The organism is Vibrio sp. 1069, from assembly GCF_033340555.1.
This window is the reverse complement of record NZ_JAWOWP010000016.1, coordinates 15,470-29,247: the sequence shown is the minus strand read 5'-3', so window position 1 is coordinate 29,247 and position 13,778 is coordinate 15,470. Positions and strand designations below refer to the sequence as shown.

Sequence of the window (13,778 nt, the reverse complement as noted above, 5' to 3'; positions counted from 1 at the left end):
TGAGCACTTAGCAAGAGTGCTTCCCTAACAAACTAAAAGAGATTTTATTATGAACTTAACTTTTGACGTTGAGCGATTACTGCTGCCTGTCAGTGTCGATCTTCAAGATGCTTTAAACCGAGTGATCAGCGAATCAGGCAAATGGACACCCATGATCCAATCGGTTGTGATCAACTTCCGAGATTCATCCTACAGTTCGGAAAACGGCGGTTGGCACCCTGTTGAAATCAGGCTTGTTCGCCTCTACGACCAGTGGATCTTTGATTACATCACTGACTTTGCGTATTGCGGTGGTCCTTATCCCGAACTGGTTAAAGAGGTGGATTTTAACTTCTCATCTGGAACAGCGAGTTTTTCCTATGTTCCGGAGCTGCCGATAACAAGTAGTGAGGTAATGGAGTTCTACTCGATGTGGGAATCCAACTTTCTTAGCTACGTCGAAATGGGCGTGTTCGATGAGATAAAAGTCACTGTGGATTAGTCCATCGGCAACAAACCAAGTAGAAAGCACCATGTATGTACCATAAAATACTCGACTCACTTCCTAGTGAAACTAAGGCTTCCCATTGTTCCATTTTAATCATGGTGTGATGGGAAGCCTTTTTCATTGGGGTAAGTTTTAGCAACGTTTACCCAATCCGTTGCCTTCGGGATTCAGAGGGGATGAAGTTGCTGGATTGCAATGAACGGTGAAAACACCATGGAAGGGAGCGTTAATTTTAACGAGTTTGGTTGGTTTACACTGGTGTTTTGTTATTAAAAGCTCCCATTGCTATGTCTAAGCAATGGGAGCAGTAAGGGGCGGGAAGCCTATATAAAATACCGAGAGAATGATTTGTCTGATGCTATCTCTGCAACTAGGGGTAAAGGCTAGCCTATTATGCGACGAGAGGCGCCCTTAGTAATTTGTTAGTGGCTTGGCGCTAAAACTTGGTCATTTTCAACGTTGCCATGCACTGTAAGCGGTAATCCACGATTCTCACACATTAGTCTCAAACCCGTTGAGTTAAAAAGGAACTTGTCACCGGAATCTATAGTGACAAGTTCAATTCATGGCTCTGTTTATCCAGTCATCATACCCAGTAGATAGCCAACGACGGTGAAGCTTAACAAGTTAGCGATATCAACTAGGTAAAAATACGGACTGGACTGAGTGATTTGGAGCAGAGTTCGTGCATCAGACATCATGGTTATACCCCTATTAAATTACTTCTCCTACCGGAGTTATTTTAGTGTTTGCTAATTAACGACCAAGAACGGCATCATTTTGAGTTTTCCCTTGCGCGGTATCGGTTTGAGGTTTCGCTAAATCACCTCTTTCCCTTATCCAGCATAGGTAAGCTCAAAATCGGTACATAGTGGCAAGTTCATGGGTAGGGCGGTCGGTCGCGGTGTAGTGAAACGACATTATGTCGGGGTTCTTTGTTGTTTTGGAGCTGTGCTTCTAGAGGGAACACTAGGGCGTCATTAATTAACGTGGCAACTACTTGTAACGATCCAACGTGGCGTGGAGGTCGCGTATAAGCTCAAGCTTGAGACTGACAGGGGAAAGCACCTCGACTTGAGGTATCCAAGACTTCAACAAAGGCAAGATATCGCTCAATCTTGATACTCGACTGCTAACCAACAAACTACCGTCGCTCAGTTCTTTCAATAGCTGCTGGTGGGGAAGAATCATACCTTCAAGAAAGCGTGGAGCTACTTCCCTATCAACCTGTACAAGCACCTCAGCATCATCCGGAGTTAGCCACTCCATCCCTTGTTTATGTATCTCCTCGTGGACCTTTTGATTCGGTTTGTATTTATCTTCCCGGCAGTGAATCCGTGAAATATTCGGTAATCGGTACGAATGTAACTGGTCACAGTAGCTCGCAGCGAGGAACCAGATACCACGGTCATTCACCAAGCGATAGGGATGGACAGATTCGAACGTTTTGCCATTGTACGTAAGGTCAATCACAGAGTGAGTGGTAATAACTTCGGTCAACTGTCTAAACAGCGCATCGAACTTCCCGATGGGTTCGGAGCGTGGATTCTTAAACAGAATGGGAGTGTGACCGTTGAACTTGTAGTGATTAGGTAGTAGCGCGGACAAACCCGTATCGTGCAGTACCTTGTTGGTATTCGCATTACCATTATTTCGAGTTACCGGATCTAACCGATAACCCTCATTGGTGCGGATAATCGGAGCGTTGACTAGCCTTTCATTGAAATCGCGTCTCAGGGTTTTCTCGCTTACCTGATAATCCGCTACCAACTGCTCAGGGGGGAGCACTTCTCCCATAAACAATCTCGTCAATATGTCACCTAGCCTTAAAGCTAGCTTTTCACTCTTATCGCTCATGCTACTAGCGTACGGTTTCCGCCGGACAGGTTGAGGGCAAAACATTTTTAAATGTTTCAAACCGTCGCGCACTGAGATTTGACATAGCTTTCATTGGATAAGGCAGGGCAATGACGATGACTATTTTCACACTCATTCTGCGGTCTTGGACATATCCTGTCCGAGCGCAGTGGGATACTACACAACGTAGATTTACTACAACGTCAATTAAAGGAAACAAGTAATGCAAGTGACATTCATTAAGCCGCTTATGGCATCAGGTTACTCATGCCGCTCTTTAGGTTGTCCCGGTTGGGTCACCAAGGGTGGGTCATGCGATACATGTGGCGCAATGGATTACAGTTAAGAAGGAGTATTCGTTATGGGCGGTTGGACAGAAGACCAAGGTGACTATGATGATGGTACAGAAGACTCTGGCTTCAGTCAGGACTTCGACATGGAACCGGGCGACGATGGTTGGCTTGGCGGTGACTTCATGGCTGATGATGACGATGATTAAGTCCCATCACTAAATTAGGCTTATCAACAAGGGCGATATCGAAAGGTATCGCCCTTTTCTGTATTTATAGAAAAGGAAAACATTATGACGAAAACACATTTTCACTCTAACCCTCAACAGCGCTGGTTTAAGCCTAGCTCGTCAACAGGTGTTCGATTCGCGAAGTACGGTGCCACACTCGGTACCCGCTATGGTCCCCAGGGCGTCGTGATTGGCGGAGCGATCGGGTTTGTCGCAGGTGCATTAATCGGAGGGGCGTTAGATGAGCTAGATGTTATCTAGTGAAAAAAGTAGAGGCGGTTGCGCCTCTACTTTTTTCTTTGTCGTAACTGATGAGAAGTGGTTTCCCTTTGTCTCGTTGGACTTTTTCCTCTGTGTTCATTTAGTCCGTTGGGGAATTAATACCATTCTTAATTTCACACGGCCACGTGAGCAAGATAGGTTTCGTTTTATATGCTTGAGGTCTTTCAATGAACATTTTGGGTGTAACGATATCGTGAAACTCTGTCAGTGAGAGCGATTGGTGCATACGTTGTAAGATATACCTTATGCTGCGTTTGCCGATATGTCCCTCCGATGTTGAGAGCTTTACGTTACATGTGTGAATTTTTCTTTGTCTAACAATTGTGTGTTTTTTGTCAGGTAACGATGGATCCCAAAAGTTGAACTTATTGAATAACATCTGACCTGTAAACGGGTTAGGTACGTTTTGCTGAAAGTCTTGCTCGATGGTGGCTTTATATTTTATTCGACTTTTGTCACTAATAACGAGTTCGAGCGTTAATTGATTACGGTTTTTAATTGCATACACTGAGTAAGTGCTGTCTCTACTACCAAGATATTTGTAGAGCGGATTTAGGTTGGTAATTTTGAACGGGATGTATTTGATACTTTTGCTTGGTTTAACCAAGAGATAGATAAGGTACGTGCTCTGTTCGTCGTCTTTCTCGTCAGTTTCGCCACGCGTATCGTCATAATAATCTAAGTAATTATGAGTGGTTGTCTCAATCTCTTTGCTTTCTTTGGGATCAGCTTTACGATCTTTGTTATCAACCTCGTCGTTAATGGTGTTAAAGATAACGAGTTTGGCATCTAAGAGCTGTTTGTTAGCTACTTTATTGGTACTTGGTTGACCAATATGTTTTTTGTAGAACTTGAGATTCGTTTCTATTAGGTGCTTTTCTGCTGGTGGTGATGCTCTGCGTACGGCTTCAAGAAGCAGCTGATGGCTTTCTGCTTCGTACTTTCGCTCTGTTGAAATGAAGTTTCCCAAGAGCCGGATAAATTCTCGGTTTTGTTTATACCAGGGTGGGAAGTCTAGAATATCTACCGTGATTGGCATCTCTATACCTTGGTATGTCTCGTCTTTACTGCTGTCCAATTCTACAATGCTGCTCTCGATTAAAGTGAGCGCAATTCTTTTCTTGTTTGACAATTCTTTCAATGGCTTGAGCGTTTTAATGTGCTTAGTTTTATAAGTGGAATGTGCGGAACGCTTTGGGAACGACTGGTGTAACCCTGCTTTTTTAAAGGCACTTTCCAATGCTGCGGTAGCTTTATCAGGACTGAAGCCAAATAGCCGCTGTAGGGTAATGATGAGCAAGTGCTTGTTATGAATTGATAAGGGTTTAGCTTTTGGCGTGAAAAGGTAAACCGTTTTTTCATAGAGTACGGGTTTTCTTCTAGGCATATTAAATCAAACAAAATGGTTCCTTAATCTGTGCATGCTAACGAGTTAATCTCTTTGTATGAACTCTTTTTTCTTACGGTGCATCATATTTTATGGTCTGTAGAGGGAGTCGTGTGGTCGGCACTCTTCAGTCAGTGTCACCTTAATCTTTGCTCACGATTTACTTATACGGAGTGAGATATTGTGAGCACTGCACCGATAGAAATGAACCAGAAGGTACTCAATGCGTTGCCTCGTCCTGCTAAGGGCGAGCAAGGTGTTGAGTATCCTTGGAAGAAAAACCCCCGATTGCGCGTACTTGTGACCGCGAAGAGTATGCGCTGGATAGTTCGCCTTGGCTGGAAAGGAAAGCGTTACTACGAGTCGTTTGGGACTTACCCCGAAATGAAGTTTGCTGAATTCAATCAGTTGGCTTACCAATTTATCGCTGATGTTCAGTCTGGGGCATACCAGAAGGGGTCGCGTTTGACTGTACAACAGTTCTTTGATGACGTTGTACTTCCATACAGTCGTAATCATCACCGCGATTCTAAGACCTTTTTATCCCGCTCTAAGCGCGTAATGGCTGCGTTTGGTAAAGAGCGTGTTACGGACGTGACTCGCCGTGATGTTGAACGGTTTCTCAATTCACTTACTGACTTAAGCAATTCCTCTATTAACCGTTATCAAGCCTTCTTATCGAAATTTTTCTCGATGGCGGTTGACCATGAAATTATCGACAAAAGTCCAGTAAAGGGTGTGAAAAAGCGGGTGGAGAACAATGCGAAAGACCGAGTGTTGTCCTCTAAAGAGATGGAAAGCTTTTGTCGTCATGCTTGTGCTGAACCCAACTTCATTCATGCCTATGCGTTGATGCTTAGCCTGCTTACAGGTATGCGTATTGGTAACGTGATTAGTCTTTCTCGTTCCATGTTAGCTGACGATTTATCGTCTGCTTTATTGCCTATGACTAAGTCGGGTAAATCGCAGCGCATTTATTTCTCCGAGCCTGCAAAACGCCTGATCCGTAAATGTCTCAAAGTGTCGTTCAACGATTGGGTGTTCCCCTCGTTAAAGAACCAAGGCGAGCACATTGCCTACCCACGCGCTTGTATGGAGCGCATTCAACAAGCTATGAAAGCGGAAGGTTCGCTAGAAGCGCCTTTCACCATCCACGACCTTCGTAGAACGCAAGCGACACAAATGCTGATTGCAACTAACGATATTCGACTAGTTCAGCAAAGCCTTGGTCATTCCAATGTGAATGTCACCGAGCGTTACGCCTACTATCAAAATACCCATTTAGCGCAAGCCTCTCAGCAGACCGTTGACGCTATGCTACCTAACTTACAAATCGATTAAGGAGTTCGATATGTCCAGAGTACTAACTATTGAAGAATTTGCTGAAATGTACGGCTTAAACCCGGCAACCGTGCGAACCAATGTGACTCGTAACCCTAAAAGTTTACCGCCAGTGATGCGCATAGGTCGCAGTGTGCGCTTCTTGCGTAGTGAGGTTGAGCGTTGGGAAAAAGAGATGACAATGCATTAACACAGTAATATCTCTTAATGCAGTTAAAAGCCCAAAGGCGTCCGTTAGGACGTCTTTGGGCTTTTTAGTATCTGCCTATAAAAATCAAACAAAAGTGTACCTAACCTTGATCTTTTCACTATCACAGCCTTGACGCTTGATATTTCTTCTAGCGCCTTTCGTGACTTAGGTTCTGCGCTAAATCTTCGCTGGACTTTGAGCGACAAGTTAATTGTTTTGTGGCTTATCGACTCGATTCCCTTCTTAGTTGAGTGCTTTCTTTCATCCCTAATATGAACCTCAGCAACGCAGCGACTCTCTCGCTTGGTTGTTTTCGAGGGGGCAGCGAGCTTCTTCGCTGCTCTTTAACAATTTAAATGATTTGAGGTATCAAAATGAGTAACTCTATTTTTGTTCGTAGTAAGTTAGGTGTAGCTAATGTATTTGGTGGCAAAACGGTTCTTCCATCTGAAGATCTGCTGCTTATTCTGGGTGCAAGAGGCAATCTAATCGTTGCGGAAACAGGTGAAGAGGCTGATGCATTGTTTAAACAGGTATCGAAGAAGATGAAGCCTGAGAAAAACAAATGTTTCATGCTAGAAAGCGGTGGCTGGATCCATGCAGATACGGTTGGTGGTGCTTTCATCTCTCCTAAGTCGGGTGCATTGTTGATGACGGTGGTAAACAGTGACAACTTGCTTGCTATGTTTACGCCTGAAGAATTCAGTGACCTCGAAGGTCTGCGTGACGCGATTACAGAAGCCTTACTGACGTACAGTGAGGGCAATGACCTACCTATGATTACTTGGTCAGATTTTAAGTAATTATCATTGTAAACCTTGCAAAAAGACGCCTTAGGGCGTCTTTTTGCGTTTCTGGAGAGTAGTTATATGAACGAAAATTTTGATTGGTTAGAGCAGGCTTCTGACTTAAGCATGGACAATCTAGCAACATCCGGTTGGACTGAAGAAGCGGTAAGTTCTTGGGGTGAAGCTCAACCGAGTGAGCCCACTTCTTTTGATGGCGTAAAGCGCAAAGCTAAATCCATAGTGCTCCGCAAACCCAAAAAGAAGAAGCAAACCAAGCGTAAAAAGCGAAAGGCAACACCGTTCTTTGAACGTCCCGTGATAGCCATGGATACTGAGTATGTCGTATCTAAATGCGGAGGCTACAACCGTATCTTGAGCTACCAATTCGCGGTTCTGTTCCAGGGCAAGTTATCAACGATTATCTTGCTCCCTGAATCGACAAAAAAATCGGGACGACTAGCACTGGACAGATGCTTGGTTCAGGCTATCGAAAAAGCGATGGCTGATGAAGTGCTTGATAAGTGGCCGACAGACATCATTTTGTGCGCTCATTGGTTATCGGCGGATTTGTTTAACTTCAGCCAAGCCTTTGATCAGTTAAAGACCCATGTGAAAGGTCTGCGTAAGACGGTAGCAAGCCTTGATGATGTTTATGGTCTTGATCTAGACAAAGTCATGTCTCGCCGTATCGATAAAGAGCCTCTCAATGTTCACGACAAATCCCGCAACCGACACACCTTGTATATCACGTTCTACGACACCATGCTGCTTTCACCCAATGGATCGTCACTAGCCTCTGTCGGAGAGCTATTGAAGATTCCAAAGGTAGAAATTCCAGAGCCGTACTCTATCTCTCGAATGGATGAGTTTCTGGAAGCAGAGCCTGAGAAATTCGCTGAGTATGCAATTACTGATTCAATTATCAGTGCTCGTCATTTCGAGCGTGTTTCTTCCTTCTGTCAAAATACACTCGGTCTAAATTCGGTTCCTTTTACTATCGGTGGTATTGCCGTTAAAGCCTTTGTGAATAGCTTAGAGGATAAGCGCGGTTACCGTGGTTTGTTTGGTTTTGAGAAGGTGACTAAAGAAGTGTGGCCATCTGACCGAAGTAAACCGCTAACGATAACTTGTGATGTGCCTGTAACAGCTCGCATGACATTAGAGCATTTTTCGACCATGGCCTACCATGGAGGACGCAACGAGTCATTTATCGCTGGTCCTACTCCTATTGATACTTGGCGAGATTATGACGTTCCAAGCTGCTATTCGGCGATTACGCTAGGTCTGCGCGAGTTAGATTACGATCAGATGTACATGACTCGAGATCTGAAAGAGCTGTTTGGAGACAAATGTGCTTTGGCTTGGGTTGAGTTTAAGTTCCCTGAACATACTCGCTTCCCAAGCTTAGCCGTTCGATCTGAGTATGGATTGATATTTCCGCTATCGGGTGAGACGCACTGCACTGGTCATGAACTTGAAGTTGCTTATAACCAAGGTGCGGAAATTACCATCAAGCAAGCGTTTGTAGTGCCATGGAAAAATGATAAACGAATCTTCGGAGACTTCATGCGTTGGGGTCGAGAACGCCGTAAGTCATTCGTTAAAAATAGCTTTGATGAAAAGTTGACCAAGGAGATGTTAAATAGTTGTTATGGAAAGCTAGCTCAATCGTTGCGCCCAAAGAGGTCGTTCGATATCCAAGCTGGTTACTCTACGCAACTACCACCATCGACTTTGACCAACCCATTTTTCGCCGCTTACACGACTGGCTTAGCTAGAGCCTTGTTGGGGGAAATGCTTCATAGCATCCCCGATGACAAGGTTGTTGTTTCAGTGACGACAGACGGCTTCCTGACTAATGCTGATCTGAATGAGATAGACTTAAAAGGTCCTATTTGTCAGCGGTTCCGAGAGCTCTACCACCGTATAGACCCAACTGGCGGTGAAGTACTAGAACTCAAGCATCAAGCGAAGCAACTGATCGGTGCTAAGACTCGTGCTCAGTACACCGTTATAGAGAGTGAAGGCTATGAGCCGATACTGGCTAAAGGTGGTGTTAAGGTTGATCCGGTGGTCACTGATCAAAGCGCTTACATGGTGAACAAGTATCTCACCCGTAAGCCCGGCGACAAAGTTGATGGTAGCTACCTGACACCGAACCGAATGCGCTTTTTAGAGCATAAGGATTTGATGCTAGAGAAGCGGTCTATCTTCCTGAATATGGAATACGATCAAAAGCGACAGCTTCTAAATCCGGTAATGGTTGACGTGAAAGGACGGAAGCATATTGCGCTTGAAACCAAGCCACACAAGTCGCTGGATGAGATGCTGTTTACAAGATTGCGCTTTGATCGATGGCGGAAGACGCATTGTCTTAAAACGTTTGAGGATTGGTATGACTGGCAAGACCGTTTGGTTATGGCAGAAAGCACGAGTCACAAGGACCTGCGTTTAAAGGCTGATGAGACTTCGGATAGCTTAATGGCACGCTTATTCTTGCGTTTCTACGCGCATGAAAAAAGCGGTATGAGTAAGAAACAGATTACCGCCAAAGCATTAGCTGAGTGGATGACCGATATTGGCTATCCAACCAAAGCGACCGCTGTTCGTAGTGCTAAGAACGCCAAATTGATTGAAGGCGCTGTACCGATGACTGAGCTAACCATCAGTTTAGCTCGCTTAATAGTCTCGAAGTTTCCTGACTTCGAAGTTGAAATCCTCTTCAACCCTGAGTCTCGTTCCTCACTGCGAGAAGCTCTCAGCCCGAACTGAGATCGTAAATATTAACCTATCGAAAGCCCTTATCTCAAAGGGCTTTTTTACCAATCAACAATTGCACCGTTGGGGATATAAGAAACCCAACCTCACACGCAATGACATTTATTCAAATTCACAGCCGTCATTCCGGCGGCTAACTCAATAAAATTTTAAGGAGCATTATTATGGCTAAGTCACATTGTAATTATTATTTGGCGATTACTGATGAAGCGATCGTACCTGTTAAAACCTTCGATGAGGCTCGCGCTTTATCTCACGATAAACCGGGCGGCAATGTTAAAGGTTTTAATAGCTATCAGGAGGCGGTTGATGCAATTCCCAAAATCCGCAAAGCAAACAATAAACGCTTGAAGAGAAAAGCACCGAAGCGACCACGTAATAACGGTATGCCGAAAGTTCAGGAGGACTTGAGTTATCTGAGTAAGTATCTGCCCTCATCGGGAGATAAAAAAGTCACTGTTAACTGCCATCTTGGTACAGGTGGTAAGGCGTCAACAATATCGGTGGTGAATGGAGAAACTTATGTAATCGATGCTTTGAAGGGTTCTGTTGCGGCGATGCACTTACAACTCGGTCGACATGGTCTGAAGCGCGCTAAAGCTGAACTGGATAATGGTGCTGGTTCCGTTGAAGTGTTGGGTCTGAACATCACTGTGGTGAACACTCTTACTGAATGGGCACCGAAGTGGAAGCAACAGAACTGGGTGAAACCTAATGGACAGCCACGACCGAACGCTAAACTGGTGCGCGAAATGCTGGCGTTGTATGAGCAGATTAAATCTAAGGTCAGCTTCGACGAGGGTGTAGCTCAAAAAGCGCCTGTAGACGATGATGCGCCATTTTAAGGTCTATTTAGAGTAGTGACCATGCAGAGGTCGTCTGGCTTGTCCAGGCGGCCTCTGTGTGGTTTTATGCTTAGCAAATTGAAAAGTGATAACTATATGAAAAATATCTATGAAATTGAGGGTGTTGAGTTCCCTTCTCGCACTGCTGCTGCGCGTCACTATGGTTTGAATCCTAAACTGGTGAATGAGCGCATTACCAAGTTCGGCTGGACGTTGGAGCAAGCCCTTGAGCTGGAAGCACGCCCTAAAGGTGACTACCGCAAGAAAGTTGTTATAGACGGCACTGAATATTCAAGTATGCGCCACGCGGCTAGAGAGCTAGGTGTGGCGCAAAGTACGCTAATGAATCGCATAAAGGCTGGCATATCTGTAGAGGAAGCGCTGTCTGCTTCCCGTGCCAACCGAGAGAAGCTAAAAGGTCAGTCCAAGCCGATATTCTACCAAGGTAAGCTGTATCCATCAGCTCGCCATTTGTTGCTCGCCAATCCTGAACTGCTTGCTGGTGGTGATTTGGGTAAAGCCGTTACCTCGCTAAATGACAAGGCTCGTCGAGCTAAGAATAAGGGTGAAGTTCGCAACCTATCACTGGATCAAGTTGCTGCTGAATTTGAGTTGGCGAAAATTGGGTTTGCTGATGAGTTTGATGGCTTTGTTGCGCAGTTAGTTGATCTGGTTGGTGAAGCGGCTTTGACCGAATTGTTCTATGAGCTGAAGTAGTGCACATTTGTGTTTGAAAGGGAGTAGTTGCGTTGAGTGGCTGCTCCCTTTTTTTGTTGTCTTCGTTTTATACTGGTGGATTTGTAGCCGAAGTTGCAGCCTGAATTGTCGATGTTGATGATTATAGCCGTGGGGTCAATACCGTTGAATATTCTGCTCTGAGTGTCTGCTGGAAGGTTCTGAGGGGGGATTTGCTGTCGGATTTTAGCTGGAATGGCTAGGGGGTGGCACGAGACTGTCTGGGATGTTGAGTCGTAATATAACCAGTACAACAGCCGCTACCGCGTTGCTGTTGTACTGGTTATTATTAATTAGTTTCTAACTCTGGACCTGAAAACTGCCATTCAGTACGCTCGCTCAAGAACCTGATAGATGGTGATAAATTCGGGGTTGGTGATCACATCGGGGGGGGGGCTTGTGCTAAGTCGGTTTTGCCCCATTGCGGCTTAGTTCGATTACTCAGTGGCAGATGGTGCCACTGAAATCACCGTACTTTTGCTCACGGTTACCAGTTGAGAGGCCGTGACAGAAAACTCCCAAAAGTGAGCTTTGCGCAACAAATCGAGTTAGTTCCACAATCGCATATTCATTCACAGCTCCGAAGTAACTACACTACAACTAAGCAGTGGCAATATCAGTCATCAGATATCGTCCTCACTAGAAAATATGCCTCACAAATATTTTGAAGGTCCCCATAAGCTTTCTGCCAAGCCTCAAATGCCTTTCTATGTTCAACCTCATCAACTTCATTTAGTCGAAAAATTCGGTTGATTTCATTAAGTATCCGCAAGATCCGTTCTCTGCTAAAAGAGCAACTGGGTACAACATTCTCTGTTGGTGTCATCAGCGAAGCACAGACCAAAGTAGCTTCAATGCTGACCCCTTTGCATCACGCAATCCGAGATAGTATCCAATCAGCACCGCTAGTTCATGTTGACGAAACTTCTCACCCTCGCAATGGTGAAGAAAGCCTACTTTGGTGCTGGCTGGTAGCCAGTGAGGACCTTGTCTACGAAAAGATCTTGTTCTCTCGTTCAGCACATTCAGCCAAAGCTATGTTAGGTAATAACTATACTGGTCTGGTTGTCACCGACCAATGCCCAAGTTATAACTGGCTGAAGCCAGAAAAACATCAACTGTGCTGGTCGCATGTAAAGCGAAATCTACAGCATATAGCCGATTATAGTGGTGCTGGTTACACGGCTTATGTTGGTCAACGCCTGACGCTTATCTCCAATATGGTTTTTAGAACACACCACCGCCTTGAAAATGAAGAACTCCGGTATGATCAATATATCCGGGGCATGAACCGACTGCGAAAATCGTTTGTTCACTGGCTCCAAAAAGGCAGTGGGATAGTCGTACAGCGTTACAAAGGGCGATGTGAAAAACTACAATCCCACCGGCAAAGCTTATGGCTGTTCTTGACCGATACCTCCATTCCACTCACCAACAACGAAGCGGAGCGGCGAATACGAGGCTGCGTCATCCAACGAAAGATCAGCTTCGGAACGACATCTGATGCCGGAGACAAGTTCAGGGGTCGTATGCATTCGCTAGTCGAGACCTGTAATAAGCGAGGTATGTCGACCTTGTTAGCTCTAACGAAAATCGTACAGGCAGTGACTGCTCGCCAACCTTACCCAAACGTATTTGGCTTGTAATCCTCAGGGTCAAGTACCTACTGGTGAACGCTTACGCCTACTCTACCTTTATCTCAAGTATGCAACAAAGCGTGAACAAGTTTGATTTGCGTGCATTTGCTTGAATATTGTGTAATTATTCATCAAGGATAAAGTGAATAGTCTACTTAACGGCTGGCTACTCATCAAGAATTACAAAGGCATGGATAGATGTTTATACCATAGCCAAAGTGTCTGTTCCAAAAACTATGGCTCTATGCTTGTTTCAAAGGATTGAGAAGGTGATTAAGTACCTGAGCTTTTTTATTGTTCTTCCTTTGTTCTGGCAGATTGAGGAAATTAAGATAATTACTAAGAACACGAGGTTGGAAAAAATGTACTTATTGAAACGCTGCGTTCCTGTGCTGCTCTGTGCGCAAATGATGTCTCCAGGCCAGGCATTATCTTCAGAGACAAATTGGTATGCCAAAGGACTAAAAGCTGAACTGTTAGGAAACTATCAATCGGCTATTCAAAGTTATACTGAGTCTGCAAATTCTGGAGTTAACCAGGCAGGATTTGCATTAGGCCGAATATATAAAAAGCTAGGTGACGATGAATCCAGCTTTAATTGGTTTTTGGATTCAGCCACTTCTGGAAACAAGCTAGCCCAGTACGAACTAGGTTTAATCTATTCTAAGGGCAACTATGCGGTGGAAGGAGACAAGGCTGAAGCTATCAAGTGGTTTATTTATTCTGCGGATGCAGGTGTAGGTGAGGCTGCTTTTGAGTTGTTTAAATTGGAGGGGGATACTCAATACTTGATAATCGCTGCCAAGCAAGGGGTTTCAGAAGCAATTTTAGAGTTATCTGACGCATACAAAGATGGTTTATATGGCCTCAATGTTGACGCTGAAGAAAGTGAGCGTTGGTATCAGGCTTATACCGAATCTCAGGAATAAGG

General features: G+C 44.7%; 14 protein-coding genes and 1 pseudogene. 12 read left to right on the top strand and 3 right to left on the bottom strand.

Annotated elements, in window-relative coordinates; all coding sequences use genetic code 11:
- The first annotated feature begins 49 nt into the window (after positions 1–49).
- Positions 50–481: a DUF2787 domain-containing protein gene (locus tag R7040_RS19685; protein WP_025629828.1), complete on the top strand. Its 432-nt coding sequence runs from the start codon at positions 50–52 to the stop codon at positions 479–481.
- A gap of 581 nt (positions 482–1,062) precedes the next feature.
- On the opposite strand, the gene R7040_RS19680 is transcribed toward R7040_RS19685, so the two are convergent.
- Positions 1,063–1,188, bottom strand: coding sequence for a hypothetical protein (locus R7040_RS19680; protein ID WP_256900693.1), 126 nt, complete (start codon positions 1,186–1,188; stop codon positions 1,063–1,065).
- A gap of 295 nt (positions 1,189–1,483) precedes the next feature.
- Positions 1,484–2,284 carry a helix-turn-helix transcriptional regulator gene (locus R7040_RS19675; protein ID WP_411978185.1) on the bottom strand — a complete coding sequence of 267 codons (801 nt, stop codon included), beginning with the start codon at positions 2,282–2,284 and terminating at the stop codon, positions 1,484–1,486.
- A gap of 283 nt (positions 2,285–2,567) precedes the next feature.
- Between R7040_RS19675 and R7040_RS19670 the strand changes: the two genes are divergently transcribed.
- The 3 genes from R7040_RS19670 (at position 2,568) to R7040_RS19660 (ending at position 3,125) form a co-directional block, all read left to right on the top strand.
- The gene (locus R7040_RS19670) at positions 2,568–2,690 is read left to right on the top strand and encodes a hypothetical protein (protein ID WP_254901957.1); all 123 of its coding nucleotides are present in this window, start codon (positions 2,568–2,570) and stop codon (positions 2,688–2,690) included.
- Positions 2,691–2,705: 15 nt separating this feature from the next.
- Positions 2,706–2,843, top strand: coding sequence for a hypothetical protein (locus R7040_RS19665; RefSeq protein WP_023585706.1), 138 nt, complete (start codon positions 2,706–2,708; stop codon positions 2,841–2,843).
- 84 nt (positions 2,844–2,927) lie between these two features.
- Positions 2,928–3,125, top strand: coding sequence for a glycine zipper domain-containing protein (locus tag R7040_RS19660; protein ID WP_023585707.1), 198 nt, complete (start codon positions 2,928–2,930; stop codon positions 3,123–3,125).
- A 100-nt stretch (positions 3,126–3,225) separates the two neighbouring features.
- Here R7040_RS19660 and R7040_RS19655 read toward each other — a convergent pair whose 3' ends face one another.
- Positions 3,226–4,533 carry a hypothetical protein gene (locus R7040_RS19655; protein ID WP_262647458.1) on the bottom strand — a complete coding sequence of 436 codons (1,308 nt, stop codon included), beginning with the start codon at positions 4,531–4,533 and terminating at the stop codon, positions 3,226–3,228.
- Between the two features lie 183 nt (positions 4,534–4,716).
- Between R7040_RS19655 and R7040_RS19650 the strand changes: the two genes are divergently transcribed.
- The 8 genes and pseudogenes from R7040_RS19650 to R7040_RS19615 all read left to right on the top strand — a co-directional run bounded on the left by R7040_RS19650 (position 4,717) and on the right by R7040_RS19615 (position 13,776).
- Positions 4,717–5,874 carry a tyrosine-type recombinase/integrase gene (locus R7040_RS19650; RefSeq protein WP_262647459.1) on the top strand — a complete coding sequence of 386 codons (1,158 nt, stop codon included), beginning with the start codon at positions 4,717–4,719 and terminating at the stop codon, positions 5,872–5,874.
- 10 nt (positions 5,875–5,884) lie between these two features.
- Entirely contained in the window at positions 5,885–6,064 is a 180-nt protein-coding gene (locus tag R7040_RS19645) for a helix-turn-helix domain-containing protein (protein ID WP_005484891.1), read from the top strand.
- Between the two features lie 374 nt (positions 6,065–6,438).
- Complete coding sequence (locus tag R7040_RS19640; RefSeq protein WP_262647460.1) at positions 6,439–6,867, top strand: hypothetical protein; 429 nt, start codon at positions 6,439–6,441, stop codon at positions 6,865–6,867.
- Positions 6,868–6,933: 66 nt separating this feature from the next.
- A complete protein-coding gene (locus tag R7040_RS19635; RefSeq protein ID WP_270049925.1) occupies positions 6,934–9,624 on the top strand; it encodes a hypothetical protein in 2,691 nt (896 codons plus the stop codon).
- A gap of 170 nt (positions 9,625–9,794) precedes the next feature.
- Positions 9,795–10,475: a hypothetical protein gene (locus tag R7040_RS19630; RefSeq protein ID WP_318096932.1), complete on the top strand. Its 681-nt coding sequence runs from the start codon at positions 9,795–9,797 to the stop codon at positions 10,473–10,475.
- Between the two features lie 96 nt (positions 10,476–10,571).
- Positions 10,572–11,192, top strand: coding sequence for a hypothetical protein (locus R7040_RS19625; protein ID WP_262647464.1), 621 nt, complete (start codon positions 10,572–10,574; stop codon positions 11,190–11,192).
- Between the two features lie 776 nt (positions 11,193–11,968).
- Positions 11,969–12,856 (top strand): annotated as a pseudogene (gene tnpC, locus R7040_RS19620) (IS66 family transposase); the annotation flags it as partial.
- 260 nt (positions 12,857–13,116) lie between these two features.
- A complete protein-coding gene (locus R7040_RS19615) occupies positions 13,117–13,776 on the top strand; it encodes a tetratricopeptide repeat protein (RefSeq protein WP_262647466.1) in 660 nt (219 codons plus the stop codon).
- Positions 13,777–13,778 lie beyond the last annotated feature (2 nt).

Bases quoted from the DNA above. Each gene is read 5' to 3' on its own strand.
- R7040_RS19630 (WP_318096932.1), top strand. From the start codon at position 9,795: ATGGCTAAGTCACATTGTAATTATTATTTGGCGATTACTGATGAAGCG.
- R7040_RS19685 (WP_025629828.1), top strand. From the start codon at position 50: ATGAACTTAACTTTTGACGTTGAGCGATTACTGCTGCCTGTCAGTGTC.
- R7040_RS19670 (WP_254901957.1), top strand. From the start codon at position 2,568: ATGCAAGTGACATTCATTAAGCCGCTTATGGCATCAGGTTACTCATGC.
- R7040_RS19675 (WP_411978185.1), bottom strand. From the start codon at position 2,284: ATGGGAGAAGTGCTCCCCCCTGAGCAGTTGGTAGCGGATTATCAGGTA.
- R7040_RS19680 (WP_256900693.1), bottom strand. From the start codon at position 1,188: ATGATGTCTGATGCACGAACTCTGCTCCAAATCACTCAGTCCAGTCCG.
- R7040_RS19665 (WP_023585706.1), top strand. From the start codon at position 2,706: ATGGGCGGTTGGACAGAAGACCAAGGTGACTATGATGATGGTACAGAA.
- R7040_RS19655 (WP_262647458.1), bottom strand. From the start codon at position 4,533: ATGCCTAGAAGAAAACCCGTACTCTATGAAAAAACGGTTTACCTTTTC.
- R7040_RS19635 (WP_270049925.1), top strand. From the start codon at position 6,934: ATGAACGAAAATTTTGATTGGTTAGAGCAGGCTTCTGACTTAAGCATG.
- R7040_RS19660 (WP_023585707.1), top strand. From the start codon at position 2,928: ATGACGAAAACACATTTTCACTCTAACCCTCAACAGCGCTGGTTTAAG.
- R7040_RS19625 (WP_262647464.1), top strand. From the start codon at position 10,572: ATGAAAAATATCTATGAAATTGAGGGTGTTGAGTTCCCTTCTCGCACT.
- R7040_RS19645 (WP_005484891.1), top strand. From the start codon at position 5,885: ATGTCCAGAGTACTAACTATTGAAGAATTTGCTGAAATGTACGGCTTA.
- R7040_RS19640 (WP_262647460.1), top strand. From the start codon at position 6,439: ATGAGTAACTCTATTTTTGTTCGTAGTAAGTTAGGTGTAGCTAATGTA.